This is a genomic window from Aureliella helgolandensis (genome assembly GCF_007752135.1).
Classification (GTDB): domain Bacteria; phylum Planctomycetota; class Planctomycetia; order Pirellulales; family Pirellulaceae; genus Aureliella; species Aureliella helgolandensis.
On record NZ_CP036298.1, the window covers coordinates 203588 to 229253 of the forward strand.

Sequence of the window (25666 nt, forward strand, 5' to 3'; positions counted from 1 at the left end):
GAACTCATTCCGCTTGGGGACGCCCAAGACCGCTAGCGATCCCCGTTGTTTGCGATATAACCACACCCACCAACGGTCTGTGCGTAGTCGGCGAGAAACTACTAGCGAGAATCTAACAGTTGGCTGCCGAGCAGCCTGGCCGAGTGGTGCGACGTGTCTCTCCGGTCGCTCTGAAACGGGTTGGAGTTGCTTCAGGTGTAGTGTTGGCGTTTTCCTCAAAAAGGGGGCTGTTCGTCATGGATATGTCTATCGGCTGGGCGATTCTCGGAATTATCGGTGGGCTAGTGGCATTGGTGATCGGCGGAGAATTGCTGGTTCGCGGCGCTTCGCTGCTAGCAACCGCGCTCCGCATTTCTCCTCTAATCATCGGATTGACGGTGGTCGCTTTCGGAACCAGCGCGCCTGAGTTGGGGGTTAGCTTGCAAGCCGCACTAACCGGCAATGCGGATGTGGCAATCGGCAATGTGGTGGGTAGTAATATCTTTAACATCCTGTTGATCCTGGGATTGGCGGCGGTGGTTACCCCGTTGGTCGTTTCCAGTCAGTTGATCCGAGCCGACGTGCCCATCATGATTGGTGCCTCTCTTGCGCTGTGGGGGTTCAGCTTGGATCAGCGTCTTGAGCGTTGGGAAGGTGCGGTCCTGTTTGTGTCGCTGCTGGGTTACATCGTCTTTTGCATTCGGCAGAGTCGCCACGAGTCCGCTGCGGTGGTGCAGGAATTTGCGCAGGAGCTGCCTAAACCCAGCACATGGACGTCGCGTCGCAGCATTCAAATCTCGTTGATGATTGTGGGACTGGTGCTGTTGGGCTTCGGCTCCCATTGGTTGGTTGGCGGCGCAGTGAAGATCGCCACCGTACTGGGCGTTAGCAAGTTGATTATTGGTCTGACCATCGTGGCGGCCGGGACCTCGCTGCCCGAAGTGGTGACTTCGGTTGTTGCCAGTTTGCGAGGGGAGCGCGATATTGCTGTCGGCAATGTGATTGGTAGCAATCTATTCAACATTCTTTGCGTGCTGGGGTTGAGCAGCATCATTTCGCCGCAAGGCATTGCGATTGCCAAGGATGCACTGGAATTTGACATTCCAGTCATGGTGGCGGTGGCGGTGGTTTGCTTCCCTATTTTTCTGACTGGGAATCTCATTGCCCGTTGGGAAGGAGGATTGCTACTGTTCTACTACGTGGCCTACACCTTGTTGATCGTCTTGTCGGAGACCTATCCAGAGCATGGTACGTGGTTCGCATCGATTCTGGCTTACGTGGTGGTTCCCTTGACGCTATTGACGCTCGTTGGATCCCTTGTTTGGGCGCGTCGCAATCGCCAGTCCGCCGAAAGTCTGCCGTGAGTGGCAGCCGCGCGTGAGTTTCGAACTCTGCGAGTGGGGCGGCATGGTTGACAGGCTGGCGTTCCGCTGGCAGGTTGTATCACTGGCAGACTGGGCATCTTGTTGGCGATTTAGATCTCGCCGGCGTTCGCCAGTAGTCGCCCATCCTCCATCGAGCCTGCAGGGACCTCACCAACTTGTTGCAAAAATTCACTGAATATGTAGAGCCCTTTCGCGGCTGTAGCCCGCTCGATGTGCGCGTGATGGACGTTCTGCAAGCACTGCCTCAGAACGTGCAAATCGACTTTACCGCGGATGACACCTTCCGTGTCACGTTGGAAGACTTTGTGCCTGGCCGCGGATGGCGGATGTTCATGAATCTGCCAGAGCATGGCAGTGCGGTCAGTCGCTGTGTCGTCCTCCGCAGTAAGCTGGCTGACGCGCCCGAAGCTTTTTCACTCTACATCATCGCCCATGAATTTGCGCATGCATATTTGAGAAACGGCGGTTGGGATGCGATCTCCGATCCGGAAGATGCCGCCGATGCGCTAGCTGCCAGTTGGGGATTTCCTCGGCCTTGAGCCCCATCCGATTCGGAGCTCATGAGCGCACTAGAATAGCTTTTCGAGCACTTTGTAGTTGGGGTCTTGGAAGCCCGTTTTGCGATAGACTTGCTGGGCTCTTTCATTTTCGACTTCAACATAGAGTCGCAAGCCCACGACATCCGGATCTTGTTGCACGCGTTCGGTTGCCGTCTCGAGCAGTCGCCGAAAGACGCCGCGACCACGAAACTCCTGGGTGACGTAGACGCTTTGGATCCATACCAGCCATCCATCCCGCCAGTCACTCCACTCACGCGTTAGCATCAAGCAGCCGGCTAAGTCCTGGTCAGCTTCCGCTACGAAGTAGGTGACTTCATCGCCTTGGCGAATTCCGCGGGCAACCCCTCTAGCAACCACCTCGCGATCGAGCTCTTTGCCTTCGGTTTCACGCGAGATTGCGCAGTTGAAATCCACAATCTTTGCTGCGTCCGCCAGGGTGGCATGGCGGATCACCAACTGCGCCACTTCGGGTTTGACGGTCGAGCGCGAGAGTGGTGTGTTGGAGCTTGGGACATTCTCTGGCATCTCGGTTAATCGCTTTCTACTGCTGAAATTCTAGGGGTACCAGTCGCGGTATGCGGCTCTTCACGGGCTGTTGAAATATTAACCCGCCGCGTCACGGGCTCACTTCGAGTAATCGATGCTAATTCCCTCGGGCGCCTGGGGCCATGGCGTTTTGCCTTCGGGCCATTCTTGGGGTTGCAACGCACGAGCTTGGTCGACCGCTTCAATCAACCATTGCGGAGGATGTTTGGCCTCTGCTTCGCCGTATACGTAGGGGAGCGCTGGGGTCATTAACAACGGTTTGTCGCCGAGCGGAGGTCGTTGACTGCCCAGCTCCTGCAGTCGCGCGGTCATGCGTTGGACGAGTTCGGGATGCTGCGCAGCGACATCGGTCGTTTCGGCTGGGTCGTCGACTAAATTGAATAGCAGCTCTCCCATCAACTTGAAATCACCTTGACGGAGCGTTGGTACTCGCACACTACCGGACACCTCGTAGACGATTTCGGTTCGGGGGCTGGCAGCCTCGGCAAACAGCATTTCACTCATATTGAAGCTGTCGAGGGGGCGGGGTTGCTCCAGCGTGCTGCCTGCCAATGTTGCGAAGGTCGCAAAACAGTCGGTGATATGCATCATGCCATCCCGGTGGCTTCCTGGCACCGTCATTCCGGGCCAACGCATGATGCAGGGCACGTGCACTCCTCCTTCAAAGGTCGTGTTCTTTGTACCGCGCCACGGTTTGTTGCTGGCTTCGGTTAGGCCACCATTGTCATTGGTGCAGATGACCAGCGTGTTCTCCGCAAACCCGTTGGCGTCGATGGAGGCCAGGATGCGCCCCACGGCTTCGTCGTAGCATTTGAGGGCCGCGTCGCTGGCCGAATACTTGTCGGTGTGACGCGGCACCGTATTGATGGGGCCGTGGACGGCGTTGAAGGGGACGTAGATAAAGAAGGGCCGCTCTTCAGATTGCTGAGCCAGCACTCGCTCAAATTCGCTGGCGATCAAGTCGGTCGTGTAGCCCGTTTCTTGAATGGGTTGTTCGTTGCGGTGCCAGTCGTAGACGTGGAAGGGAGCGGGCGCATTGTGCTCGATCAGGAAGGTGTTGTAGTCGATTCCCCATGCATAGTGTCCATACTGATGGTCGAAACCCTGCTGCATCGGTAAATTTTCTTTGAGCCATTCTCCGCAGTGCCATTTGCCAATAATCGAAGTAAAATACCCCACTTCCTGCAGGGCCTCTGCCACCGTGCGTTCCTCAGTATCCAGGGCATGGATGCGCCGCGTCTTTTCCCCAAGTTCGTTCACTGGCAACTCCAATCCAAGCGATTTGAGGTAGCTGGGCTTACCGAAATCCTCACTCCGCCAGTCGCTCCAGGTGCGAAAGGGATAGCGCCCGGTCAGGAAGGCGGCACGCGTGGGTGCGCAGACCGAATGCGTATAAAACTGGGTAAGCTGCATTCCTTGTGCGGCCAAGCGATCTATATTTGGCGTAAGTTCAGGGTTACCACCGGTAAAACCTGGCTGACCATACCCCATGTCGTCGGACAAAATCATCACGATATTTGGCCGACTGGGCTGGAGTTGTTGCGCCATGCTAGACTCCAGCACACTGTCCAAGGAAACGTACAGGAACGATAGTACTAAAACGAGAGACCGATTCATCGCGCATCCGTTGGGGGTTAGATCGTTGGCTTGGAATCATCGCATTGTAGTCCAACGGAGGCGTTCGTTGGGCAAACCCACTTGGCGGCAACCGTTGCGAATACCATGCTGAGGATAGGCAGGAGCCCCGCTGCAGGATCGATGGGGGCTAGGGGATCGACCGGCCGGACACCCTCGTGGCCGCCCCGCAGGTTTCGCGAATCCATGTTGCCGCATGCCTCCACGCATGGCGTCATTCAATACTTCAAATCTTCGAGTCTAAAATGCACGAAAAGTCCGATCCGTTGTCGCAGCAAGAAGGTCGCATCAAGGAAATCCGTGAGCATTTGCTCCGCCCCATTGCTGATAAGTTCGGATTCCCCATCGGTTCCGCCGGTTCCGCGTTGGGCATGCCAACGGTGCTCTGCCTCGGCAACCACTCGTCCGGCAAATCGACCTTCGTCAACCACTTGGCTGGCGACTCCATCCAGGATACTGGAGTGGCCCCCACGGATGACAGCTTTACGCTGATTACCTACGGCGCAGTCGAGGAGACCATGGATGGACGCGCGGTCGTGACCGACCCGCAACTCCCCTACCGCGATCTGGAGCAGTTTGGCAAGCCATTTCTCGATCATTTAAGGCTGAAACGCCGCCCAATCGAGACTCTCAAGAACCTGTGCATCATCGACAGCCCAGGCATGATCGACCATGCCGGAGAGCACCGTGATTCGTCGCGTGGCTACGACTTCAAAGCGGTGGTTCGCGCGTTTGCCGAAACGGCTGATTTGGTGGTCTTCTTTTTCGATCCTGACAAGCCAGGGACGACGGGCGAGAGCCTGAGGATTATCACTGAGTCGCTCAATGATTCGATGTACAAATTGTTGATCGTCTTCAATAAGGTCGACACCTTTGAAGATGTGCGGGATTTCGCGCGGACCTATGGTGCGCTCTGTTGGAATCTTTCTCGGGTCGTGCGCACCAAAGACATGCCCCACATTTATTGCACGTTCGTGCCCGACGCCAAAGGCGATCGCCCCCGCAGTAAGACGATTGAGCTGACGGAATTCGAGAAGTCGACCCGAGACTTAAAAACCGAAATATCTCGAGTTGGAGAGCGCCGGAGGACTAATATGGTGGGCGCTCTTCTCGACTCGACGCGCAGCCTTCAAGTCCATGCCACCGTCTGTCAACGCGTCGGCTGGAAATTGCTGGTTGAGAAACTCAGCCTCTGGACCGGTAGTCTCCTACTAACGCTCGGAGGTGCGGCGCTGGCTTGGTATGCCCGCAGCAACTCCTACGGACTCGCCGCAGGCGTCGTCTTGGCGATTGTGGGGATTGCTCTAGCCGTGCTGACTCCCCAGTTCTTGAAGTGGCGTTTGCAGCACCATATCGCATTGGTCGACAAGTACTTCCGGGAAAGCTTTCAAAAGAAGCTACTGTCGCAGCAAAATACCCGGTTCCTGGAAGGACTCTGGGAAAGCGTTCGACCGCGAACCGTCACTTTTCTCAATTCGGCCGGACCGCGGATCATCCCAGGAGCTCCCGTGTGGCCCGCTCGGCTGCGAAAACTCGATAACGCGATCGACAAGGATATCCCCGATTTGTTGAAGTCAACAAAATGATGCAATACCGAGGCTGGTGATGTCGATTTGATGTCACCCTGCAACATTTTGACAGCCGTGAGTTGGTCCGGGCTCGGTGATATGCGGGGGAACTGAGGGATTTGCTGGATTTAACGCGAGTGGGGCGATTGGCATACCTTGTGCTATCTAAACCCATATCTAGTAATCCCACCAGTTTTTAGAAAAGGAGAGGTGCTATGCGGCGTCTCATCGCAGTGATCGCGACCTTGGCAGGATCGGTTCTGACCGTCGGTACGCTTTCCGCTCAGATTCATGACCATCGCGGCTACCATAGCTATCACCATCAAACGGCGAATGCAGCGAGGTTGGCGGCGTACGTTGGGCAATTGGAGGAGGTCTGCAAGCATTTGCATGATGATACGCACGATCTCTCCCAGGACTATCGCCACTCTCAGGCCATCGAGTCGCATATCGACCAACTCGAGAGCCTCAAAGTCCACATGCATGAAATCTTGACGCAGGCCGTTGAGCGGGGGCACTACTCTTCGCAAGTGGATCGACACATCAAAGAGGATCTACTGGAAGCCAAGTCGCTATTCAGCGCCTACCATCGCTTGTTGCAGGGGCAGCTTCGCAGCGGCGCTAGGTCGGTGGACTACCACACGTTGAAGCACATGCAGGAAGTCTTGCTGCATGAGGCTTTCCCGCTCGTTTCGCAAATTGAGAGCGAACTTTACGGAAGGCGTCAGTACTCGGGGTATCCCCTGGAATTTCGGGGAACGTCGAGCGTTCACGAAGAGCACCGGGTGGCGCGTCCGACGTGGGTTGAGCCCTCGATCCCGAGTCGACCAACCTACACCCGTCCCTCACGCATTGGTGAGTATCCTGGTGGCCGCGGTTCTCGGAGAGGCGACTCGTCTGGACGCAGCATTTCCATCGGCGGCTTTCGCATCCAGTTCTGAGATTGCTTAGGCCCGTCGGAACAATGAGTGTCGCCAGATCGCTCCGCCGGTCGGCATTTTCCCGAACGAACCGGCGGAGCGGTTCGGCGGCTATCCGCCAGTAGTTGTTCCCACGGTCCTCCTTAGCGGAAGAGGCTGTAGCGCACGATGCAATAGCAAGTGCTGATCAGGTCGCGCCATCCGATTTTCTTGCCCTCGTCGCGTCCACGGCACTTGTAACCAACACCTACTTCGCGGACCGAGATTTTGTGGCGTGCCAGCTTGGCAGTGATTTCTGGTTCAAAACCAAATCTCGACTGCTCGATGTGGATGTCTCTCAGGACATCGCTGCGAAATGCTTTGTAGCAGGTTTCCATGTCGGTCAGCCTAAAGCCAGTCAAGGCATTCGACATACTCGTGAGCAGCTTATTGCCGCAGCGGTGCAACCAAGAGGGATCTTGTTCGGGGGCATCCAGGTAACGCGAACCATAGACGACGTCGCTTTCGCCCGCTTGCAGAGGGGCGATCACCTTCAAGATGTCCTGCGGATCGTATTCGAGATCGGCATCCTGCACGATCACAAACTTCCCTCGCGCGTGTTCGAATCCAGTTTGCAGAGCCGCACCCTTCCCGCGATTGACCGGGTGGTGGAGCACGGTGATGCCAGGCATTCCGTCTAGTGCTTTGAGGCTTTCCGGCGTCGCATCGCTGCTGCCATCATCGACCACGATGATTTCTTTGGAAATGGGGAGCTGCTGGACGCGCGTGACGATCTCCAGCACTGTTACCGGTTCGTTGTAGACGGGAATGACCACGGTCAGTTCGACGGGCCATGTCTTCGCGGAAGTGGCTAGGGGGGTGGTGTCGGTCGACGCAACCTGTTGTGCCAGTTGTTGGCTGGTGCTCTCGAACGTCCGTTCCAGCCGTTCTTCGATCGAATCGAGTCCCTCGGCCGGCGCGATTGGGGCTGAGGTGTGGGCAGTGGGAAGGGGACGAACCGCTGGTTTCGTCGATTGGCTGGCCATCTTGGGCTCCAGAAATCAAATGCGAACTTTTAGCCCACAAGCTGGCTCAATGCCAAATGCACTCCCTTTAAACGGGAATGGCTGTCTTGCGCTGGGAGTCGCTGGTGCAACGAGAATCGAAACAACCGTATTGTGGCGATGGTGGTAAAATCCATTTTTCACCCATACACGCTACAATCCGAACCTATGCCTAAATTACAACTTGGCGTACGCTATGGAGTGTTAACCCTACAATTCTCTTTTCGGCTGTGACGAAGGATTTTCATTTGCACGAACATCTTTTTCCGTTTTTTCTGGTTCTAGTACCGCTGTTGGGTATTGTGGCGCAATGGCTAGCCTGGCGGTTGCAGGTTCCCAGCATTCTGCTGCTACTGGGGCTGGGGCTGTGCTTGGGGATTTGGATTTCCCCCGACCAGATTTTGAGCGATTTGGCAGGCACCGAAGATAACTTCGGTCCCAAACTCCTATTCCCGATTGTTTCGTTGTCGGTAGCGGTCATTCTGTTCGAAGGGGGGCTAACACTCCGCTGGAATCAACTGGGAGATAGCGCCAACATCGTCTTCCGTCTCATCACCGTTTCTTCGGTCATCACCTGGGTTTGCACGGCCGTGATGAGCAAATATATGCTCGGCTTTAGTTGGCAACTCGCATGGTTGCTGGGTGCGATCCTCATGGTCACGGGGCCGACAGTCGTCGGTCCACTCTTGAGGCAGATTCGCCCGAACCGTCGGGTGAGTTCGATATTGCAGTGGGAGGGGATCTTGATCGACCCGGTTGGCGCCGTGGCTGCGGTGTTGGTGTTCGAAGTCGTCGGGCATGCCGGGCACGTTACCTTTTTTGATATCTCCAGCATCGTGGTCGAGACCTTGGCCATTGGAATTATCATCGGCTGCTTGGCCGCCGTCCTGCTGGTGTTGGCACTCCGGCACTATTGGGTTCCCGATTTTTTGCATGGCGTGTTCTTCCTCGTCGTTGCCTTGGCTTCGTTCTGGGTCAGCAACTGGATGCAGGAAGAGGCCGGTTTAGTCACGGTGACCATCTTGGGCATCTGCCTCGCCAATCAGAACTACGTGAGTGTGGAGCATGTCCTGGAGTTCAAAGAGCACTTGCGTGTGTTGTTAATTGGCTGCCTTTTTATTGTCCTTGGTTCAAGATTGCAGTTGAGTGCCCTGGCGGATATCGGTTGGGTGGGGGTGCCCTTTGTACTCCTGCTCGTATTAGTCGTACGTCCCCTGTCGGTCTACCTGGGAACGCTCGGAACCAAGTGGCCAGCCAAGGAGCGATTGTTCGTGGGGCTAATCGCTCCTCGTGGAATTGTGGCCGCGTCGGTAGCCAGTGTTTTTGGGCTCAAGTTGGCTGCCTTAGCGGGAGGTGAAAATGCTGTCTCCTTCGACAAGGCTGCGTTGCTTGCACCAGTAACCTTCATGGTCATTCTTGGGACGGTTACCATTTGTGGCCTTGGAGCCACTCCCCTAGCCCGCCGACTGGGACTCTCCGACGCCAACCCGCAGGGAATTCTGTTCGCAGGAGCCTCAGCCTGGGTTCGGGAAGTTGCCTTAGCACTTCAGAAAGCCGATATTCGTGTAATGTTGATCGATACCAACTATGCGAAAGTCACCGCCGCTCGCATGGCTGGTTTGAGTGCCAAATGTGGTAACATTCTCTCGGAACACATTCAAGATGAACAGGATTTGGCGGGCATCGGTCGGTTCTTTGCCGTCACCCCCAGTGATGAAGTCAATACGTTGGCCGCCATGGAGTACACCCACGTTTTTTCACGTGAGAGTGTTTATCAGCTACCCAGCCAAGGTAAGTCGCACGGGCGTTGGCAGAGCATTCCTGACAACCGACGCGGACGAATGCTTTTTCAAAGTGACCTGACACACCACGTGCTGGAACAAATGTTCGCCGATGGGGCTAAGGTAAAGATTACTCTCCTGACCGATACGTTTGATATGGAAGCATTCCGAGCGCAGCATGGACCAGGGGCAATCCTGCTGGGAGCCATCAACTCCGACGGACGATTGCGAATTCGCACTACCCAAGCCAACTTGGAACCGGTTCCGGGGGATAGCGTGGTTGCCATCCTGCCAGCGGTTGCCAAACCTGTCGAACCGAATGATTCCAACGAGGCCTCTACGGCAGGATTGATCTAAGTATGTTTACGATTCACTTTGCAATTGCGTCGATTCCGATCGCTGTGTATTTGATGATGATCGGGGGCCTGCGCATGCGTTCGCGCCCCATGGTCACCACCGGTTGGCGTGACACGCTGACTCTCGGAATTGCGGTATGCGGCTTGGTGATTATCGGGCCAATGCAATTGTTCTTCCCAGCACAAGCCGCGATGCGATGGCATGGTTGGGTCTGGTTCATGATGCTCGGGCTCTACATCCTGGGCCTAGTCATGTTTCTCCTCAGCTGCCGTCCCAGGTTGATTTCCTATGGCATGAACCATCAGCAGTTTCGAGACACTCTTGAATCTGCGGCCAAGCAGGTTGACTCCGACGCCACTTGGCTGGGAGAAGTTTTAACCCTTCCCAATTCGAATATTCAATTGGCCAGTGAACCGGCGGGCAGCGGGCGAGTGCACCAAGTTGTTCATGTGGGGTTGCTCGATAATCTGCAAGATTGGCTCAAGCTCGAGCGTGCCTTCGTGTCTGCGGGGACCGCTGTGGTTTGTCCCAGGTCTGCGGCGGGATTCCCCTTCGTGCTCGCCGGCATGCTGTTGCTGCTGTCAGCTGTCTTTCCTTTGCTCTCCGATCCCACCACAGCCCATGCGCAGCTTATCGAGTTTCTGAATCGCTAGGATCGAGTTTGGTTTGAGGTGGCAGGACATTCAACCATAACGGACGGCTGGTCGCCTTGCCGGCTGAGTCGTTCTGAAGATGGAATTGGCGTCGTCCCGGCTGTAGTTTGGGAGCTGCGGTGATGAAGAACTCCCGTTCGTTCTGCCCCTCCGGAATCAATAGTCCATTGAGGCCAATGTTGTCGACGTAGGCCCCGTGGGGCAAATTGCGTCCCGAATCATCCCCCCCGAAACTAACGCGACTCTCGACCCCCTGCCGTTGTATCAAGATGCGCGCTGAGATGGTCTCTCCAGGCCGAATGGAAAGCTCTTCCACTTCGCGATTCGAGTCCGTGGCATCCACAATTTGGAATTGCAATTCACTACGTTCGACTAGAGTCACCTCCAGCGTTTCGTTCAGTTCATGTTCGATCCGCTGTCCGGCCACTTCGCTGGAAGCGATGAGTTTGATTACGAAAGGTTCGGGGGGCATTGTGGTGGCGACTTCCTGCGCGCCCTCGGCCGCGTTCGCCAAGGCATTACTGCCGTCCTCTGTGAGCTCCTGATTGGATGAGGTGTCCGGCAGGATTGCCGCAGCTGGGGTTGCATAGAGGGTGCCGAAAGCGCGCTCCTGGCCTGCTTCGATAATCAGCGGATTGGTCGCCAGAAATCCATTCGGTACTCCCTCTAAGGCGATGCAAATAGGGCCCTCAAGACCGTCGCTGCGCGTGGCGGTTACACTCCATTCTCGTCCACTGTCAATCGGCATCGACAATTTGGAATTACCAACACTAAGGGAGAAATCTGGTTTGGGACGGCGGATTTCAAGTTCATATTTGAAATCGTCGCCCGAGAAACCGCGCGCATCGCGGACCCGTGCGATGTAGTCAGCAGTAGCGGGAGCAACAAACTCAAGGCGTGAATCGGCCCCGTGCCGGCGGAATGGGTCGTCATCATTCTCAAAATAGATGGGGAAGACAGGCAAGCCGTTAGGGAGTGGTTGTTCAGCGAGAGCGAGTTCGCGAACAATATAGCCCGTGGCACCCAAGGCGTGCGAAACCGGCGTGGTGTCAAAATAGGTGCGACGACTGCCGACTCCTGGATAGACTTTGAAACCGGAGTCGGGACCACGCGGATAGAGCCATAATCGTGATACCTCTCCCTCTGCATAAAAGTACTCGTCTAGCTCCATGTCCTCCCATTTATGCAGCCGAAAGTCATCACTGGTCGCGCTGTCCTTCCCGCGAAAAGTGAAGTAGGACTCGCGCACCGCCTGCAGCCGAGTGCGTAGGAGACTTTGAGAGTCCATTCCCAAGACCTCTATGCGACTATCCAGTGGCGAACCATTTCGGCTAGCCATGACTTCGAAAATCCACTGCTCACCCGCCTGGGCGGAGAACTTGAAATAGTCGGCATCAACCTCGTTGCCTACGGCATCTACACCCGCGATGGCTCCAGCCACCTTTGCAGGCAGGCTGATTCGCGTGGCCTCAGCCACCGAATTGTTCGGCTCAACTTCGGTAAAGTCATGCGGTGCGGGAGGCCTAGCCTGAGGGGCGGTTTTCGGCTGAGTTGCAGGTGCGGAAGCCTCAAGAAGAAGGCTGGTGGGAGTAGAAGCCTCCTCGGCAAGCGTTTGATGTTTGCCCAGCAAGGGGCTTGCTAACCAAGGACTCTGGCCGGTGATCTGTAGCACTTGGATTCGCAAATCGCTGTTGTCGGCCGCTGCCTTGTGCGTTCTAGTCAATATGGCCACCGGCACATCAGCCAGCTCTGCCAGTTGGCCGAGCGACTTGAGCTCTTCGGCCTGCCATAGTTTGGCCGTCAGATCCGCTGATGTGGAAACGAGCTGTCCTGCATTGACGAATTCCAATTGCAGGACGGTTGATTCATGCGCGTATCTCGCGTGCAGCATCGGATTAATCGCTGGCTTGTCGCTCGACACAATTTGCCAACAGCGTATTTGGCGATCTGCGCCTGCAGCGAAGACGTGCTGGGCGTCGGGTGCGAATCGTACGCAATACATCTCGCCTTCAGGTTGCCCAAAGGTATCCAGACGCAGGCCGGTCGCCACCTGCCATAGCTTGACGGTTTGATCTCCGCTGGCCGTTGCCAAGAGCTTGCTCTGTGCGTCAAAATCGAGATCGTAGATGGCTCCATTGTGTCCGGTCAGTTCGCGTACTGCCTTTCCCGTCGCTACGTCCCACAATATCACCTTGCGATCGTAGCTCCCGGATGCAATCCACTTTCCATCCGGACTCAGGGATGCGCAGTAAACTGCATCGGAGTGCCCCTGCAGACGCTGGACGATTTTTCGACTGCTGATATCGATCACAGCGATTTCACCAGCAACTCCAGTTACTCCGCTGCCGACGACTAGTTGTTTTCCATCGGCGCTGGTGCGTAGCGAATTCACTTTCCCGCTGAATCCCTCTAGGCTCCACTGTAGGGTTGTGTCTGGGGCGTCGTAGATGTCAACGCGACCAAACCGTCCGATGGCGATCGCACCACCTGGAAGACTACACCCAGTGCTCGCGAACTGATTTTCCCGCGGCGCGGTTGGCAGTTGCGGTGCTGCGATCTCAAGTTGCATGGGGGATGCGGAGTCGTTGTCCGCCCCGTCAAGAATCCATTGCCGTAGTTGTTTGATCTCTTCCCCTGAAGGCTGTACTTCGTCCTCCGGCGGCATGCGAGGTTCCTCTGCTCCTGTCAGCAATTGCCATAGATGACTCTTCTCGGGTTGCCCAGGCACGATGGCGGGTAGCTCTCGAGAATCGGCCATGAGTGAGTCGTAGGAAGCGACCGAAAAATCCCCTTCCGGATCGGTCGCTCCGTGGCAGCCCGCACAATATTGGTCGAGAATTGGTCGCACTTGAGAATAGGTAACCAACTCGGCGGCATAGCTCCAGCACGTCGCCGTCAGTCCTAGGCAGAATACTGCCCCCCACAGCAAGGCGGTGCGCAAATATTCAGCAGCAGATCCAAAGGCGTTTTTCGTCCGCAGGGGGTGAATGAGGATGCGCATTGGCAGGGACCGGGCAAACTAGGGGGGCAGAAACGGAACGTAGAGACCCTATTGTACGCCAAGCCGCTGAGTGGTTCACTCAACTTCCTCGAAGATCTTCCTAGATGATCTTGTCGACAACCTGTCCGTGCACGTCGGTCAGTCGGAAGGGACGCCCGGCATGTTGGAAGATCAGTCGCTTGTGGTCTATCCCCAATTGGTGCAGGAGCGTGGCGTGTAAATCATGCATGTGTACTCGGCCATTGATGCCTTGAAACCCAAATTCGTCGGTCTCTCCGTGGCTGAAGCCTGGTTTGAATCCGCCACCAGCCAACCAGACGGTGAATCCTCGTGGATTGTGGTCACGTCCGGTTCCATTGGCTTGAGCGTAAGGGGTGCGCCCAAACTCGCTTCCCCACCAGACGATCGTATCCTCCAGCAAGCCACGTTGCTTCAGATCCTGCAAAAGGCCAGATATGGGACGGTCGACTGCTAAGGCATGGTCCGCGTGTCGAGGGATGTTGGAATGTTGATCCCAAGCTGGGTTGGCCGAGTTGTCTCCATAGGTGACTTGTATGAACCGCACTCCCGCTTCGCACAGTCGTCGGGCCATCAGGCAACGCTCGCCGTAGGCCTTGGTGACCGGTTGGTCGATACCATACAAACGTCGTGTTTGGTCCGATTCTTGAGATAGATCGAGCACGTCAGGGGCCACTTTTTGCATGCGCCATGCCAACTCTTGCGATTGCAGAGAAGCTTCCAGTTCCGGAACATGCATGACTCTCTGTGCCAGTTGCTGCCGATTGAGCTTGTTTAGCAAATCAAACTGTTGCTGCTGGAGGTCGCTCGATAAATCGGCTCGCGTGAGGCTGTCGATCGAGAGCTGCGCATCGGTCAGGCTGCCCACCTTGGTGCCTTGGAACTGCGGCGGAAGAAAGCTGCTGCCGTAGTTGCGTGGCCCGCCATTGCCGATCGATGGGGCGATTGACACGAAGCCAGGCAAATCGGCGTTTTGCGTGCCTAGACCGTAGAAGACCCATGAGCCAATTGACGGCCGAATGAAATTGGTGGCTCCACAATGCAGGAACAGCGTCGCCGGTCCATGGGCCACGCCCTCGGTGTGCATGCCGTGCAACATGCACATGTCGTCCACTCGCTTGGCCATCTCGGGAAACAACTCCGACACCCACCGCCCCGAATCGCCGTACTGGCGGAATTTCCAAGGCGATTTCATTAAATGGTGTTCGCTGAGTTTGCCCGTATTGGCCGTCTGACGCGGATCGTCGAAGGTTAGCTTCTCACCATTCCGTTTCGCCAGCAGAGGCTTGTAGTCGAACGAGTCCACTTGGCTAACACCTCCCTGCATGAACAGGAAGATGATTCGCTTGGCCTTCGGTTGGTGATGCAACCCCGGTCGATCGGCTCCCATGGCGAGGTTGCCGGTGCCCAACGCCGCACCAGCAGCCAAGGCGCCAAAACCGCATGCGGATCCTTGTAGCCAATCTCGCCGGTGCATGGGGAAGTTCGTCATGGTAGTCCTGCTCATTGGAGGTAACGAAAATCTAGGGATGCGAACAAGGAGTGAATTAGTAGCTGCAGATTCGCACTTTCCAGCGGGAGTTCCTTCGCATTCAGGAATTCCGTGCAGGTGGCAAGTTCTTCGTCGGTTGGTGGACGGAAGAAGCATGCAAGGTGCAGGTTCTCAACCAATTCCTCGACGCTTGCTGGACTGCTAAGTGTCTTAAAGTGTTGTGTGGCGGCCTGGGCGCGAGCTACCATCCAAGGGTGATTGAGCAGTGCTAAGGGCTGCGTGGCCACGGTGCTCCTGGCACGCTGCCCGATAGAGACACTTGGGTCGGCAAAGTCAAACACCTCGAACAGCTCGGGAAGCGAATTGCGGAAAACCGGATGGTACACACTCCTTCGGGTCGATGCGTGTTGGTAATCGTAGTCCGCCGTGGTGCCAGGTCGAATTAAGGAGCCGCCCCTTTCCGCATCTAGTTCGCCGCTAATTTGCAGCACGGCGTCACGCAAGGCTTCCGCCGGGATGCGCCGGAGAGATCCCCGCCAATAGTAGCGGTTGGTTGGATCCAGTTGCTCGGCCGTCTCCCCGCCAACGACTTGGCGACGATAGGCTTGGGACATCACAATCGTCCGCACAAGATGCTTGGTCGACCATCCACTTTGAATCAGTTCTATGGCGAGCCAATCAAGCAATTCGGGATGAGTGGGGGCTGTTCCAGTCGTTCCAAAATTATTAAGGGAGGCGGCTAGCCCCTGCCCCATGAGCCAGCTCCAGACTCGATTCGCATAGACCCGTGCGGTGAGAGGATTTTGGTCGGAGCTGATCCAGTTCGCCATCTCCAATCGACCACTGGAATTCTCGGAAATCATGGTGGTGGACGAGGGCATCGCGAGCGCCGTTAGGAACCCACGAGGCACGACTTCTCCCAAATTGTGGACGTCTCCGCGAATGTGGATGGGAATATTTTTGGGGGGCGATTTTTCGTCCACGGTCAAGTAACGCGGGCGCGTCGCCAGTTGGGACTTTAGCTTTCGTTGACGCGACTCCAGCATGCGAAGCTCAGCCGCCAACGCCTCCTGTTCAGACTCGGTTTGCTCCGACAACTGCGCAGGCGACTCCGAATCGTTGGCTGGGGCTGCGGATGCCAAATCGACTCCTTGCGGCAGGAATTGGACGGCGTCGACAATTACATATCCGTTCGAGTCCTGATTGGTGATCAGGACAAAGGCTTGACCATCTTGCTCAACGCGGTAAGTGCCTAGCGAAATCCACACCCCATCGATGTCTGGAGTTTGCCGCTGGTTGACCGCTATTTCCGTTTCACCCTCTGCACTGAAAACGTGGACCAGCGTGTTGCTGGATCGGTTTGCCGAAGCGGTATACGCCATGCGAATCTCGTAATGCCCAGGTGCGAGATCGTTGGGCTCGAACGTCGCTGTCGCCATTCCCTTGCGGCTGTTCTCGTCGTGAACGTAGCCCTCTCCTATGGACGGACGACTGTAGGTCGAAGCTTTCCAGCTTCCGACCAACCTAGCTTGAGAATCGTCGATGACGTCTCCTGGCAGATCGGCAATCGCAATGAATTGATTGGGTCGTGCTGCCGTAGCGGGGGCTTTCGCGCGAATCTCCGCTAGCCGCTTGTCAACTTGCTGTAGCTCGGCTGACCATTGATCGTAAGAGGTTTGCTGCTCGGCAGGCAGCGGTAAGGGAAGCTCGATCCATTTCGATAGATTTGCGTGTTCCAACGCTACGGCTGAGCGCAGAATACCCGCCATCGCGTAGTAGTCACGCGTGGGAATAGGGTCGAATTTGTGATCGTGGCAGCGGGCGCATCCAAGCGTTTGGCCCAAGAAGGCGCGACCGATCGTATCGAGCTGCTCGTCGATGTAGTCCATCTCAAGCTGCGTCTTATCCTGCTGTTCAAGATTGTTATTTCCCATGGCCAGCAGACTCGTCGCGGTCAGTTGCATTTGACGCTCGCGCATGTCCGAATGCTCCAGCAAATCGCCAGCAATTTGTTCGCGAATCATTTGGTCAAACGGTCGGTCCTCGGCATAGGCCTGGATCAAGTAGTCGCGATACCGCCATGCCTCAGGCAGCACAAAACCTCGCAAAGTGATCGATTCCGCATAGCGGGCAACATCCATCCACTTGCGTGCGAAATGCTCTCCATAATTGGGGGAGGTCAGCAGCCCATCAACCAGCCGGCGGTAGCCAACCTCGGGACTGCGATCGTCGGGCCGAAACCACAATTCCATTGCGTTGGTGGGAGGCGGCAGGCCCGTCAAATCGAAGTACAGTCTGCGCACAACGACTTCACGCGAGGCGGTCGGTGAGGGCGTGAGTTGTACTTCGGCCAAACGCCGATTGATGAAGGAATCGACTGCCGTGGCGGACCGCTCTGTGCCAGATGCGGGGATTTCCGCTCTCACCAATGGACGATACGCCCAGTGTTTTTGCGCCTCTTCGACCGGCAGGCCGCTGGTTCGAACGGTAGGCTGTGAACCTGTTGCTTGTCGCGGATCGCGCGCACCTTGTGCAACCCATGCGGTGAATGCCTGAATGATGTCCTCCGGTAATTTACCCTCTGGCGGCATCTGCAGGTTGGAGTCTTCGTAATCGATTGCTCGAATGAAGCGGCTCTCCAGCGGCTGTCCAGGAAGGATAGCAGGCCCAGAGTCACCGCCAGCCTTCCATCCAGCTGCCGAATCCAAAAGAAGTCCGCCACTGGCTTCCGTGTCGGCCGCATGGCACTCGTAGCAGTATTTCACCAACGCGGGACGGATGTGTTGCTCAAAGAAGTCTTCCTGTTCTGCGTCACGAACTTCCGACAAGATCTGTTGGGCGAATGTCGGTCGAGTTGGTAGGAATGCAGCTAAGGCCATCCAAGTAGACACGTAGCCGAAGAGCACCACTAAGCGGCGAGCCGTACGGACTTTGCTGAGATTAAAGTCAGGCCACTCCAGGACCGCGAAGCTGAGGGGCCCGTGGGGAGCTGTCAAAATTCTGTCTGACATCGTTGAATCGCGTTGTGGTGACGGTGGGCGGTAGGCGGGCGAATTGTCTGATTCATTCCATTGCGGTTCTACTGAACGGCAGACAGCGAGCACACTCTTAACTTGAAGTCGAGTTTCGCCGAGACCCTTCAGCGCGTCTCGGAGGGACTCGCTTTCGAAGCTAAGTGTTCGAAACTAAATCACCGTCCACTGTGGCAACAACCCCCGGGGGATCGGGCGGCGTGCCTATCTCATCCCTCTATTGTAGACAATCGGAGGCTAGATTGCTTGCAGGGGGGGACGAGCACCAGGATGCTGGGTTATTCCAGGTTTTCTGCATCAAGCTTATCAGCCCATGGGATGAAATGCTTGATGTTGGGTAGGTCGGTATGGCCACCGTCGTGTTGTCTCCAGGCGAGCTCTCCGTGTGAACCGAATGTAGTGAATCCAAACATCATCAATACTGGTACCAGCCCCGTAGCGTTCTTCGGTGCTACAACCGACATCGCGATGTTTACGGAGATGTCGGGACAGTCCGAATTATCCACCCGTCCGACAAGACGTTTTTCGAGTACCTCGGTTTCACCAAGCTGTTCTTCTACGCTCTTCAATGCCTCCCACTCAACGGCAGCCACGTTGTCCAGAATGCGCCCCACCACCTCGCGTTCAAAGTCCTGGACGAGCTGAGGCCTGCGTCGCTCCCACCACTGTGCCGGTGTTGTCACTTTTTCGCCGTTCCGTAGCCACAAGATCTCTGTAGGATCGGGATATGGGTTGGCTTTGGCTTCATCGGTATTGGCTGAATTGTCCGCGTTGGGATTTCCGCTGAGGCCTGACCGCAACCGAGTGATCCCAGCTGCTTCTGCATCTGCTAATGATCCTCTTGAGTGGTGAATGTCACGATGAAGGAGGCTGGCACAGCGGAGGATGATTGCGGAGCCGCCACCTGGGGAGCTGCTGCGGACGTTACATGCTCGAGGCCGAAGAGTGGGATGGATAGGCGCAAGCCGATCCGTGGCAGGGCGAGCGATGAGCGTAGTATCGTGAGGTGATCCTAAAGAAAGGAGCGAGGAGATGAACCACTAGCACTCTAATCTTTCTCGCCAGCATTTAGTTCACTAGACTGGCTGACTCCTCCCAAGCCCCAAAAACAGCCATCGACACCCTGCGGTCATCATGTGGCAATTCGAATGGTGATTCGGACAGTGCCCATCCGCTTCCAACGGCAATCGGGCGTCAGGAAGGATTGGGCGAGAAGCCGCAGTCGGCCAGCGCGTCGCAATCGAGGAGACCATTCGCAGGCTTCGGTGCTAACGAGGTGACTGTAACCACCGAGTTCAAAGAATGTGCGGCCGCGTAGGAAGACGGATTGGTCTCCGTAGGGAAGTTGCCAATGTCGCGCTTGCACATTCGCAAACCCTATCCAGGACGAGCACGCGGCTTGCATGCAAGTTAAAAGTGCGCTGTGTTGTCTGCGTCAGACGTTCGCAAAATGAGTCCCCAATCTGTTCGGTCGCATGTAGGGTGTCGCTGAACTCCGCCGCCATCGTTTCGCCGTCTCCTCCTCAAAAGTGAATTGTCAGATCGCAATCACGCTGGTCAGAAAAATGGTGGATTGTAGCAAGTGATTTCTGGGTGAGATATCTGGAAATGGCTGTTGCTCCGGCAGCTACGCAGTCCGCTGTTTAGCGAGTCTTTGTTTTTCCAGGTTCAGGGATGCGTGCAAAGGGAATTAGGTGCTCCGATTTGCTTTTTCCTCGCAGTGACTTTCTCCATCTAAACCAGGACTGGATGGTGAGCAGCAACAACAGAGGACCAAATTCAAACCAAGTTAGGATGAAGTCAAAGAAGTACACACCCTGGTAGAGAGTTCCGAGGATGGGAGTGTCCGTAAAATGGTAGAGCAACCAGAATCGAAGGTAGTAGACGAGCGTTAGGCCACTGGTGGCGAGCCATATCGGATTGCGAGCGAATGGGACTAAACACAATGCCCAGGTCCAGTACCAAGGATTCTGAGTTGGCGCAAGTAGCCAAAACCAAGCGATGCAGAGAAAACATGCTTCTAGTAGGCGGCTGGGATCGTTCCATACCGCGTGACACAGCCAAAGGCCAACGAGTCCGAATATCGCTAGCGTGAGAAGTCGTGTTAGCAAGAAAGGGACGCGTTCTTCGTCCAGTCCGTAGTGCCCTGCTACCCGAGTGGTGACGAGCACACGCGTTTCGTTTGGCACAAAAACAAACCATAATGGTGGTTGTCCGGGAATCGAATTGTCGGGGCGCAGATTCTCTTCCACGATCATGAACAGCAAGTCGTTCATCTCCCACTGAGTCAGGAAGCTGTTAAGTCCGTTGAGTTGCTTGGGATTGGGTGGTGGAGGGAGGAGTGCAGCCGGTCGTGAATTGTCTACTAGGTTGGCTGGAGCGAGCGATTGCGCGTAGGCAGCTCGCACGCTTTCCCAAAACATGGGAGCGAGTGCAATAAGCGTAGCAAGGGTTGCGACGGTGCCCCAGGCCAACGCTTTTCGGGGGCCTGCTGCACGCAGCAGAAAGACCGCAATCAACGGGAAAAGTACAATGGGGTAGAGCTTTCCTCCAACCGCTAGTCCTGCCAGTCCTGCGCTAACGAGCGTCTGTCCAACGCTCAACTGCCGACCGGCAGGCGGGTGTAGCCACAACAACGCCGCTAGAGTGATGCAGATGGTGATCGCATCGAGATGCCCGCTGTTGGCAAATTCCTTGAGAACGAGTGGAGACCATGCGTAGGCAATCGTCCAGGCTGAGTGCATTCCGCGCAGGAAGAGAATTCTCCCAAGGAGTAGGATAGCCCCAATATCGAACAATAAGATCACCGACTTCATCAATTCCAATCGGGATTCAATCGATACGCCGGTAGGTGTTGCCCAACTGGCAGCTGCAAAAACAGCTTGGCTGGTGGGCGGATACACGGTAGGCAACTCTGGATAGTGAACTCGACGCAATGTTTCTCGGATGCCCGCGTCCTCATCTACTAACCGCTTTAGTGAGGCAACTGGCGTGCCGATTAGGTGTGTATCGGGCGAGTGTCGCGGCTCCGCCTGTTGGAACTCCAGTGGAGCGTGTTGAAAGGGGCTAATTCCTTGCGTCGCGACGACACCATCCCACATGTAGCGATAGATATCCACTTCTTGGATGGGCGTCGATGGGAGCAACAGACCGCGGAGCAGTACGGAAACGCCCAAGATGACTGCGAAGAGTGACTTGGTGGGAGGAAGGCGCAATGCAGCGAATAGGCTTGCCAGATACAGCAGGAATTGTAGCAGTAAGAGTCCTAGGACCAGTGTCACGGGGCGATCGGTGGTTGCTGAATCAAAGCCGAAACGGTGACTTTGCCAAGCGATGGCCGCTACGAGAAGGCATTGAAGTACGATTAACGCTGGCATCAACCAACGTCGAACGAGCGGAGTCTCGGTGAATCCCGCGACTGTCGGCTGATGGACTTGTTGCAGCTTGCTCACTGTGGTTTCCCAGCGGGATTGTGATGTCTAGGGTGAAGTTGGGGAGATGGGGAAGCGATTTGGAAGAGAGCGACGCGACCGCGTTCCGTTACTGTCTTGGGTTCTAGCAAATCCTGAGCACAACGAGTAGACAATGCGTCGCACCATAAACCGTGGTTTTACAGCGATTGGGAGGGCTGGAAACCGTGAGATTCGCTAAAGCCACGGTACTCGCCCATGGCCTCGGGGCGGCCCGCGCCGCCGTCGTTGCCCTTGCGGTAAACCCTTGCGTGCTGGGCAGACCGGCTCCGATAAATCGCGGTTGTTGAGTAGGTTTGGAGCAGTTTCGGATCTCAAAGTAGGTCGATGCGGTAGGTGGAGTGTGCAGCACGCTGCTGCTGGAGGGGGCTTCGGATTTAGAGGTATCTGATGCAAGTTCGAAGGGGACGGAAGCGAACCCTGGCCGAGCAAGGCTCGCTAGCCTGTCCCCTTGCTAGTGTCCTTCGCTTCTACGATGCCGTCCGACCGAAGCAGCAAGACGCTCAATGTCGGTCAGTACGACGCTTTGACGCTGTCCGCCAATGAGCCCATCGGCCTTCATCTTGCCAAGCACGATCGTGACGGTTTCTCGCGTGGTCCCAATGAGGCTAGCCATCTCTTGGTGCGATAGCTTGAGCCCCAAGCGAATGCCCTCTTCGATGGTGATTCCAAATTGGTCGGCGAGATCGAGGAGTAAGTGCGTTAGCTTCTGATGGTTCGAATTGAATAGAAGGTTTCTTAGACGGTTTTCAATTCGCAAACGGCGCAGACCAACAAGTTTGGTAACCCCTAAGGCGATATCGAGTTCGTTGTTCATCAGTGTCTGTAGTATGCCTCGAGGGATTCGAATTACGGTGGTCGGTTCAACCGCTTCGCAATATTCCCCACGCTCCTCAGCATCGAACAGGGATAGTTCTCCAAAGAGCTCACCTACTTTGACGAACGCCAGTGTGGAGACTTTACCCTCTACAGTCAAATGACAAATTTTCACTAAGCCATCAGCAACCAGCATGACCGAGTCCGCTGGCTGTGATGGAAGGTAAATCGGCGATCCTTTGGGGAAGCGGTTGAAGTGCGACCGTCGTTCCAGCGCATTCAACTGTTCTTCCGTTAGTTTTTCGAAGAGATCGCAATTCTGCAGATACCATATGCGATCGTGCATATTATTGGACTTCGTATTTGTCTGGATTATTCACGAACTTCTGTTGTTGTTCGGCTGCAGGAAACCAGTACCGTAGTCCCTCATGAACGACTGTGAATTCGGGCTTTCCCCGCACATCTTGCTGCATATCTATCCGACAGACGGTGCATTTCCCTTCAGCCGCCAGATCCACGTCCGCATACTTGGCTGGGTTTTTAGCGAACATTTGCTTTTGCTCCGCACTCGGAAACAGAAACAAGCGGCCTTCGTGAAGGGTGGCAAATCGGATACTGCCAGGCATCGTCTTGCCCATCTCGACCAAGCAGACTGTACAATCGCCGCCCAGTGCTGGGGTGTACTTATTTGGATTGTTGAGGAAGGACCGACGTTGTTCCTCTCCTGGGAACAGGTAGGTTTTTCCGTCTTGAGATACTGAAAAGCGAGGGTCTCCTTGGACCCATTTTTTCATGTCGATTACGCAGACCGGGCAGTATCCACCGAGGGCTACTTGGCTTTGGCCTTGCGTCGTGCCGCTACCTTGAATGCGAGCGGCGGTGGTTGGCGGTGCCTTGGTGCCCGATTGAGCCAGTGCGGCAGAGAATGCTGGCAAACCCAAGCTCAACGCCAATAGAAACATCAAACCGTGGCGAATTGTTCGCGGCATGATCCTAACTCCAACGAAAGTGTGAAACAGCTAACACATGCCCCGCTATCAACGGGGCATGTACTGCTTGACTGTCGCTGCTTGTAGCAAGGCCTTACAGGCTTGCGTTAGGAATCCCCAATTTTGTCGTAGGCTGTAGGCCGTAGGCTGAGATTGAGCTGAAGTAGTAGGGGGCGGAGGCGATGCCAACGACTATTCGTACGTGGCCTGAATGCGTAGGCAGTCTGGATCTTCTTCGGTGGCTTCGCCGACGATATCGACCGGCTGGTTGTACAGGTAATGCCAGACTGGGTCGAACAGCTTTTCGCCTTGTGCATTCTCTGGAGATGCGCTGCCAGGCGTGACGGAAGAGTGGGCGCGACCGGCGTCCCCTCCCACATCGGCTGCGGTAATCAAACGCCGCGAATTTTGATAGGGCGCCTGGGTTTGGTCGACGTTGACGATCGGTCCGAACTGGTGCAAGCCCAGAAGTTCCCACGATCGGCAATAGTGGTCTGCCGTCCACCCCCCATCGAGCACGTGGCTGAAACCGAAGAAGCGGTTGTTGGGCGTTGCCGATGGCAAGCCTTGCCAGTCTTGGTCTTGGTCTCGCGGCCCGCACAGCATCACTACGCGATCAACCCTTTGGTGCTTGGCAAATCTGGCTGCCGTCGTGCTTCCATGAGACGCGCCGGTAATAATGACTTTGTCCCAACGCACGCGCGATTGATCGTCGGTCAAAAACTGATCCCAATTTCCTTGCGGATTCTCACTGGAGAGCCACAGCAGCAGTTGTCGCGTTCGCTCGGCAGCACCATCGGGTGGCAAGAGGTCCAATTCATCGCTGAAGTCCAGGCCGGTTGCGGCTTCCAATCGGATGCGCCCCCTAGCGTAAGCATCGGAGGGACGCGGCCGACAGAGCTTGCCAAACCATTGTCGGGCGTAACTAACACCAATTGCATGCACTCCGTAATCGTTCAATCGTTCGAATAGGCCCTGGTTGTGACCCATCAACCAAATTGCAAGCTTACCTTGGGGGGCGACGCGCGTGTCGACCGATGCGAATTCGAGGTCTGCGGGTTTCTTGTCGCTACCGAACACAAAGCCAATTTCGGGGTACTCTTTGACCCGCGAATCAATCTCACTCGCACGCACTCGAAGCGTATATCGCTGCGGAGCGGGGTCGTCGAATCCTAACACCGCGTCGCGGCTAACACCCTGCACAATATCTCCACCAGGTTGTACTGCTTGATGTGCCACTTTCTGAAGAAATACCGCATACTCGGGAGCGAGTTTGTTGGGCACAAAGCTGTTTCCAATCGAGCTCTCTCCGAACAAGCACTCGAACCAGACGCAAGCTCCTAAGTACTCGCCGGCCAGGTTCGCATGATGCCCGTCCATACCCAGTTCTCGTTTGCCATCGCGTTCGAGCCAACGGTAGCCAACGTGCAACGAGTGCAGTTGCTCGGGCAACTCGGGGTGTTGCAATTGCTTTGCGTCGAAGCTGGCGGTTCCACGGAATCCAAAGTTTGCATCGGAGTCTGCAAGCCAGAAGGCATCTCCCACGGGAATGCGACCCGCCGATAATTCTTTCGCGATCGTGCGATACGCGTCGCTCAGCCCTTCGTACATGGCTTGTTGTGTCGCAGGTTCTTTCGCATCCGTATTGGTACCACGAAAACGCGGGTCATCCTTTCGGTAAGCCCATGTCTCATGCACGAGCAATTTGGCTTGAGGTGCATAGCGATGGACGATATCCGCCAATTGCTCTGCGTAGGGACGATAGGTCTCAACATCGTGGCTCTTGAAACTCACTTGCTGCACCGTCACAAAGTCCCAGGATTCGCTTTGCAGCGCTTCCTGCAAGCTCTCGCCACGCGAGTACTTGGCAGAGTTGTCGTTACGGTTCGCCTCGAACTTGAGCGCCATGTTAGCGTGGCGCTCCAACGGTGAACCGCCGATCGACAACATTTTGTGAGTCAGTTTATGCCCTGCTGCCTCAGTTACTTCGTCCAAGTATCGCGTCGCATTTTGTGTGAAGCTATTGCCCACCGTCAAGATTCGGACGTGCTTGGGCTGTTGCCCGCTCTCGGGCGGAGGTGCAGCAGCTGAGAGGATCGGAGACGAGAGAAAGGAGGCACATGCGGCGAGTAAAAGCAGAAGTCTGAAGCGGATCATGAGGCATGCCGTCTGAGAGAGGAAGGGGGTGCAAGCGGAGTGACCATGATAATCGATCTCAATCTGTCTTGGGGATTTGTCCTTGAATTATGTGTTTGTGAGGCTTGCAGACTTCATTCGAAGGGAGCAGGAGCGTCGAGTGTTGCCAGCCTGTCGGTATGGGGGCCAAGAGGTACACCCGCTAGTAAGTCCCCTTGTGATCAATCTTTTGTGGACAATGCTGCACGTCAGAAAGGGGGCCGCAAAAATGTTAAGCTTTGTGCA

18 protein-coding genes are annotated in these 25666 nt (G+C 55.7%); 6 read left to right on the top strand and 12 right to left on the bottom strand.

Features of this window, described 5'->3' with window-relative positions; all coding sequences use genetic code 11:
* Window positions 1-236 precede the first annotated feature (236 nt).
* Together Q31a_RS00760 and Q31a_RS00765 are read left to right on the top strand one after the other, a co-directional pair.
* On the top strand, window positions 237-1343 hold the full coding sequence (locus Q31a_RS00760) for a calcium/sodium antiporter (RefSeq protein ID WP_231691012.1): 1107 nt from the start codon (window positions 237-239) through the stop codon (window positions 1341-1343).
* A gap of 176 nt (window positions 1344-1519) precedes the next feature.
* Window positions 1520-1903 carry a hypothetical protein gene (locus tag Q31a_RS00765; protein WP_231691013.1) on the top strand — a complete coding sequence of 128 codons (384 nt, stop codon included), beginning with the start codon at window positions 1520-1522 and terminating at the stop codon, window positions 1901-1903.
* A 30-nt stretch (window positions 1904-1933) separates the two neighbouring features.
* Here Q31a_RS00765 and Q31a_RS00770 read toward each other — a convergent pair whose 3' ends face one another.
* The 3 genes from Q31a_RS00770 to Q31a_RS00780 form a co-directional block, all read right to left on the bottom strand.
* Window positions 1934-2449, bottom strand: coding sequence for a GNAT family N-acetyltransferase (locus Q31a_RS00770; protein WP_145072620.1), 516 nt, complete (start codon window positions 2447-2449; stop codon window positions 1934-1936).
* A gap of 99 nt (window positions 2450-2548) precedes the next feature.
* Window positions 2549-4087, bottom strand: coding sequence for an arylsulfatase B (locus Q31a_RS00775; RefSeq protein WP_145072622.1), 1539 nt, complete (start codon window positions 4085-4087; stop codon window positions 2549-2551).
* A gap of 17 nt (window positions 4088-4104) precedes the next feature.
* Window positions 4105-4293: a hypothetical protein gene (locus Q31a_RS00780; RefSeq protein ID WP_145072624.1), complete on the bottom strand. Its 189-nt coding sequence runs from the start codon at window positions 4291-4293 to the stop codon at window positions 4105-4107.
* Window positions 4294-4350: 57 nt separating this feature from the next.
* On the opposite strand from Q31a_RS00780, the gene Q31a_RS00785 reads away from it, so the two are divergent.
* Together Q31a_RS00785 and Q31a_RS00790 are read left to right on the top strand one after the other, a co-directional pair.
* Window positions 4351-5691, top strand: a complete 1341-nt coding sequence (locus tag Q31a_RS00785) for a dynamin family protein (RefSeq protein WP_145072625.1) — start codon at window positions 4351-4353, stop codon at window positions 5689-5691.
* Between the two features lie 197 nt (window positions 5692-5888).
* Window positions 5889-6614 (top strand): hypothetical protein, encoded by a 726-nt coding sequence (locus tag Q31a_RS00790; protein ID WP_145072627.1) that lies wholly within the window; start codon window positions 5889-5891, stop codon window positions 6612-6614.
* Window positions 6615-6736: 122 nt separating this feature from the next.
* Here the strand turns inward: Q31a_RS00790 and Q31a_RS00795 are convergent, their stop codons facing one another.
* Window positions 6737-7618: a glycosyltransferase family 2 protein gene (locus tag Q31a_RS00795; protein WP_145072629.1), complete on the bottom strand. Its 882-nt coding sequence runs from the start codon at window positions 7616-7618 to the stop codon at window positions 6737-6739.
* A 266-nt stretch (window positions 7619-7884) separates the two neighbouring features.
* Between Q31a_RS00795 and Q31a_RS00800 the strand changes: the two genes are divergently transcribed.
* Both Q31a_RS00800 and Q31a_RS00805 read left to right on the top strand, forming a co-directional pair.
* The gene (locus Q31a_RS00800; protein WP_145072631.1) at window positions 7885-9774 is read left to right on the top strand and encodes a cation:proton antiporter; all 1890 of its coding nucleotides are present in this window, start codon (window positions 7885-7887) and stop codon (window positions 9772-9774) included.
* Between the two features lie 2 nt (window positions 9775-9776).
* The gene (locus tag Q31a_RS00805; protein ID WP_145072633.1) at window positions 9777-10427 is read left to right on the top strand and encodes a hypothetical protein; all 651 of its coding nucleotides are present in this window, start codon (window positions 9777-9779) and stop codon (window positions 10425-10427) included.
* Here the strand turns inward: Q31a_RS00805 and Q31a_RS00810 are convergent.
* The 8 genes from Q31a_RS00810 to Q31a_RS30640 form a co-directional block, all read right to left on the bottom strand.
* On the bottom strand, window positions 10405-13428 hold the full coding sequence (locus Q31a_RS00810; RefSeq protein WP_145072635.1) for a c-type cytochrome domain-containing protein: 3024 nt from the start codon (window positions 13426-13428) through the stop codon (window positions 10405-10407). The genes Q31a_RS00805 and Q31a_RS00810 overlap by 23 nt on opposite strands.
* A gap of 100 nt (window positions 13429-13528) precedes the next feature.
* Window positions 13529-14938 (bottom strand): DUF1501 domain-containing protein, encoded by a 1410-nt coding sequence (locus Q31a_RS00815; protein WP_145072637.1) that lies wholly within the window; start codon window positions 14936-14938, stop codon window positions 13529-13531.
* Window positions 14939-14949: 11 nt separating this feature from the next.
* Window positions 14950-17949 (bottom strand): DUF1553 domain-containing protein, encoded by a 3000-nt coding sequence (locus tag Q31a_RS00820; RefSeq protein WP_145072639.1) that lies wholly within the window; start codon window positions 17947-17949, stop codon window positions 14950-14952.
* 299 nt (window positions 17950-18248) lie between these two features.
* Window positions 18249-18770, bottom strand: coding sequence for a hypothetical protein (locus tag Q31a_RS00825; protein ID WP_145072641.1), 522 nt, complete (start codon window positions 18768-18770; stop codon window positions 18249-18251).
* An 843-nt stretch (window positions 18771-19613) separates the two neighbouring features.
* A complete protein-coding gene (locus Q31a_RS00830) occupies window positions 19614-21422 on the bottom strand; it encodes a hypothetical protein (RefSeq protein ID WP_145072643.1) in 1809 nt (602 codons plus the stop codon).
* Window positions 21423-21894: 472 nt separating this feature from the next.
* Window positions 21895-22602, bottom strand: coding sequence for a Crp/Fnr family transcriptional regulator (locus tag Q31a_RS00835; protein ID WP_145072645.1), 708 nt, complete (start codon window positions 22600-22602; stop codon window positions 21895-21897).
* 1 nt (window position 22603) lies between these two features.
* Window positions 22604-23245, bottom strand: coding sequence for a hypothetical protein (locus tag Q31a_RS00840; RefSeq protein ID WP_145072647.1), 642 nt, complete (start codon window positions 23243-23245; stop codon window positions 22604-22606).
* A gap of 192 nt (window positions 23246-23437) precedes the next feature.
* The gene (locus Q31a_RS30640; RefSeq protein ID WP_231691014.1) at window positions 23438-25402 is read right to left on the bottom strand and encodes a BPSS1187 family protein; all 1965 of its coding nucleotides are present in this window, start codon (window positions 25400-25402) and stop codon (window positions 23438-23440) included.
* Between the last annotated feature and the right edge of the window lie 264 nt (window positions 25403-25666).